Here is a 4,436-nt window from a genome sequence, read left to right on the forward strand (position 1 = left end):
TCGGGGGGGGGGCCTCGGGGGGGTGGGTGTTTTTTGGTGTTCTTTCGCGGGGCGGTGGGTGGGGGGGCCCGCGGGGGGGGGGGGGGGGGGGGGGGCCCCCCCCGCGTCCGCAGGTGGGACCAGGGGCTAGACCGCCGTAGCCGTCCGCGACGTGACCAGGCGGACGAGACCGTCGACCGTGCGGAAGTTGTCGAAGTCCATGTCCGCCGGGCCGAGGGTCAGGGCGAAGTCCTTCTCGACGAAGAGCGCGAGCTGCATCGCGAAGAGGGAGTTGACGTAGCCGAGGGCGAAGAAGTCGTCGTTGTCGGCGAGCGGCTGGCCGGCCAGGTGCGGGGCGAGGAACTCGCGGACCCTGGCGCGCACGTCGTCGTTCGTCATATCAGGTTTCTCCTTGGGTAGTTCGAGGATCAGTAGGTGTAGAAGCCCCGGCCGGTCTTGCGGCCCAGGAGTCGTGCGTCGACCATCTTCTGGAGCAGGGGGGCGGGGCGGTACTTGCTGTCCTTGTAGCTCTCGTACATGACCGTGATCGAGTTCAGGATCGTGTCGAGGCCGATCAGGTCGCCGGTCTCCAGGGGCCCCATCTTGTGGCCGAAGCAGCCGCGGAACATCTTGTCGACGTCCTCGGCCGAGGCGATCTGGTCCTGGACACAGAAGATGGCCTCGTTGATGGTCACCATGAGGACCCGGTTGGTGACGAAGCCGGGGGCGTCCTGGACGACGATGCCCTCCTTGCCCATGTCCGCCAGCAGCCCGAGCGCGGTTTTCAGCGTCTCCTCGCTGGTGAAGTGGCCGCTGACAACCTCGACGGTGCCCATCATCGGGACGGGGTTCATGAAGTGCAGCCCGAGGATCTCGGCCGGTCGTCCGGTGACCGAGCCCACCCGGGTGATCGGCACGGCCGAGGTGTTCACGCCGAAGATCACTCCAGGGCGGCAGATGGTGTCGATCTGCTCGTACACCGTCCGCTTGATGTCCCAGTCCTCGGTGACGTTCTCGACCACGAAGTCGGCATCGGCCAGCGAGGTGAGCTCGGTGCCGGTGGTGATCCGGGCGAGGACGGTCTTGGCGTCCTCCTTCAGCGGCTTGCCGAGCAGCATCGGCTGGACCAGCAGGTCACGGCCGATCTGGGCCACCGCGCTGTCGAGCTGAGCCGGTGAGATGTCCACGAGGATCACCTCGAACCCGGACTCCGCGAAGGACTGGGCGACGCCGCGGCCGATCGTGCCGGCGCCGATCACGCCTACGGTTCGGATGCTCACGGGGATACCACCTTTGCGGGATAGAAGGGGGGAGTGGGGGTGCCCGGTCAGGCCCGGGCGTCCCTGGTGTCCAGGTGATCGGCGAGATCCGCGATCGTGACATAGCGGAACAGGTCGACCATGGAGACCCGGATGTCCATGGTCTTCTGGATGCTCTGGGCGATCCGGAGTGCGGCCAGCGAGTCCACCCCGAGCGCGAACGAGGTGTCATGCACGTTGAGTTCGGAGAGATCGAGCTCGCGGGCCCAGATCCGGGCGAGCGCGCGCTCGGTGTCGCTGAACTCGCCGCTCTCCTTGCCGAAGAGCTTCGGCTCGCCGTCGGACGGCGTGCCGTCCGGCGGAGCGGCGGATTCGCCGGCACTGCTGCGGGCCGCGGCGATGGCCTGCCGGATCGGGCCGGCCAGCACCAGCGGCGCGCGGCGCAGCAGCTCCGTGAGCTCGCCGGACCCGCCCAGCTTGCGGTAGTTGACCTCGCCGACGATCACCGGGGTGCAGGCCGAGGCGAGGATCTCCTCGAAGCTGCTGAGACCGTCCTCGACCGACACCGACCGGAAGAAGCCCTGGTCCTGCTGGACTCCGTGGTCGAAGGCCATGCCGGTTTCCAGCCAGTCGCTCCAGTCGACCGTCACCGTCCGCCGGCCGCGCGCGGAGCGCTGCTCGGCGAACTGGTCCAGGTAGCTGTTGGCGGCAGTGTAGTCGCCTTGCCCGGCCGCGCCGAAGATCGCCACCGTGGAACCGAAGTTGACCATGCAGTCCGGCGGATCGTCCTGGGTGACGAGGTCCAGCACGGTGGCGCCGAGCACTTTGGGGTTCAGAGTACGACGGAAGGTCTCCGCGTCCTTGCGGAAGAGGAAGCCGTCCCCGGCGACACCGGCCGCGTGGACGACGCAGCCGATCGCGCCGAGATCGGCGCGGATCTTCGCGACGACTCCCTCCATGACCGTCAGGTCGGTGACGTCACCGGAGTAGCTGCGGACTTCGGCGCCGTTTTGCTCCAGTTCACGCAGCGCCTCGATCTGCCCGCGCAGCTTGGCGTCGGTGACCTCGTCCCACCGCTCGCGCGGCGGCAGTTCGGTGCGGTTGACCAGGGCCAGCCGTGCACCCGGCCCCGAGCGGCTCAGATGGCGGGCGACCGCGAGTCCGAGTCCGCCCAGACCGCCGGTGATGAGGTACACCCCGTCCGGGCGGACCGGCGCGGACCCCGGCTGCTCCCGCAGGTGCACCGGTGCGAGCTCCGCGACGTACCGGTGCCCGTCGCGCAGCGCGACGGTGGCGGGTGTCCGGGCTCCGAGCAGTTCGGCACAGACGGCCTCGGCGCCGGTGTCGCCGGCGATGTCGAGGCAGAACACGTCGGTGTTCCTGGACTCCTGTCCGATCACTTTCGCCAGGCCGAAGAGCGTCGCGTGGACCGGGGCCGTCTGCGGCTCGGTGCCGGTCACCCGTGCCACCGAGGGGGCGACCACACTGAACCCGGCCGGGGCCACGCCGCGCTCGGAGAGGCTGCGGGCCAAGTGGAACAGGCTGTGGACGCCGTGGTCGAGCCTGGCCTCCAGGAGCGACAGATCCTGCTGGACGCCGTCGTCGGCAGGGGCCGCGACGTGCACGATCTCGTCCGGGAGTTCCGCACCGAGTGCGTCCAGCAGTCGACCGAAACCCTCCTGGGTGGGTGGCACTTCGTACCGGTCCGGAAGTGTCCGCTGCCACCGGTCCGCGAGTACCGCCTCGGCGACGCTGACGCCGCGCGCACGCAGTGCGGCACTCAGCTCGGCGCCGATGCTGCCCTGCTCGCCGATCACCAGGACCCGGGTGGGCGGGGCCCGGCGTTCCTCGGGTGCCGGTGCCGGGACCCATCGGAGGGTGTGATGACGGGTGTGCGGGCGCAGCTGGGCGACTGTGCGCTTGGCATCGGCGACGCGCTTGACGGTGAAGCCGCGGATCTCGGCGGCGGTGGCCCCCGACTCGTCGCAGATCACCACGTCGACCTTGCGGAACTCGGCGTTGGTCACGTAGCCCGGATGCGGTTGGACGAAGCTCAGGCCGCGAGCGGGTAGCGGACCGTGCAGGAGCAGCGAGTCGTAGCCGACCGGGAGGAAGAAGTCCCTGTCGCCGAGGGCGAGTCGACGGTCGTCGGGAGTCTCCAGGACGGCGAAGCCACTGAAGCCGGTGGCCTGATCGAGCAGGGTCGGGTGCAGGAGGTGGACCTGGCACTCGGCCCGGTACTGCTCGGGCAGGTCGAGTACGCCGAGGGCGGCCCGGATGCCGAGGTGCACGGTCGGGAGGCTGCTCCGCCAGCGATCGCCGAACTCCATCACCTTGTGCTCGGTCTGCCGCCGGGCGATGTCCACGCTCTCCAGTGAGCAGAGCTCACGCAGAGCTGCCGGATCCTGCAGCGGCGCGGGTGCGGTGTGCGGCTCGACACTCACCATGCCCTGGACGTGCACCGTCCAGTGGTCGCTCGCCGGGTCGTGACTGGCGACGGTGAACTCGGCCCGCAGGTCGTCGATTTCCCGGACGGTTGTGTGTGCGGTACGTGGGGCTCCTTCCTGCACCAGCAACGGGACGAGGAAGGTGACGTCGCACAGCTCGGTGACCGGCCGGCCGAAGTGCAGGGAGGCGGCGGCGCGGGCCATCTCCAGGTAAGTGGTTCCGGGGACGATCGCCTCTCCGAGCAGCTTGTGTTCGGAGAGCACCCAGTGCAGCTCCAGCGAGAACTCGGTGAGGAAGACGGACTGGCCCATCGACCGGAGCAGGACCTGGTCCAGCAACGGGTGCGGGCCGGGCGTGCGCTGGACCGCCGCCCGCGGGATCCGGTGCTCGAGCCAGTAGTGCTTGTGTTGGAAGGGGTAGGTGGGGAGGGGGATGCGGCGGCGTGGTTGGTGGGAGTGGTAGGTGGTCCAGTCGGGTGTGGTGCCGGTGAGCCAGAGGTTGGTGAGGGTGCGTTGGAGGGTTTCGGAGGGGGTGCGGGGGTCGCGTTTGTGGGGGAGTGAGGCGAGGGTGGTGGCGTGGGTGGTGGTGTTGGTGAGGATGCGGCGGGCGAGGCTGGTGAGGGTTTGGCCGGGGCCGATTTCGAGGAGGGTGGTGACTGGTTCGGTGGTGGCGGTTCGGATGCCGGTGGCGTATTCGACGGTGGCGCGGATGTGGTGGCCCCAGTAGGTGGGGTCGGTGGCCTGTTGGTCG

3 protein-coding genes are annotated in these 4,436 nt (G+C 69.4%); all 3 read right to left on the reverse strand.

Annotated elements, in window-relative coordinates; all coding sequences use genetic code 11:
- Positions 1–126 precede the first annotated feature (126 nt).
- A complete protein-coding gene (locus tag ACWGJO_RS16205) occupies positions 127–378 on the reverse strand; it encodes an acyl carrier protein (protein ID WP_452184289.1) in 252 nt (83 codons plus the stop codon).
- Between the two features lie 29 nt (positions 379–407).
- The gene (locus tag ACWGJO_RS16210; RefSeq protein ID WP_452184291.1) at positions 408–1,259 is read right to left on the reverse strand and encodes a 3-hydroxyacyl-CoA dehydrogenase family protein; all 852 of its coding nucleotides are present in this window, start codon (positions 1,257–1,259) and stop codon (positions 408–410) included.
- 47 nt (positions 1,260–1,306) lie between these two features.
- The coding region (locus ACWGJO_RS16215) for an SDR family NAD(P)-dependent oxidoreductase (RefSeq protein WP_452184293.1) at positions 1,307–4,436 on the reverse strand (3,130 nt) is incomplete at its 5' end.

This window comes from Kitasatospora sp. NPDC054795 (genome assembly GCF_053611565.1).

Excerpts from the sequence above, each read along its gene's own strand:
- ACWGJO_RS16205 (WP_452184289.1), bottom strand. The coding sequence starts at position 378 with ATGACGAACGACGACGTGCGCGCCAGGGTCCGCGAGTTCCTCGCCCCG.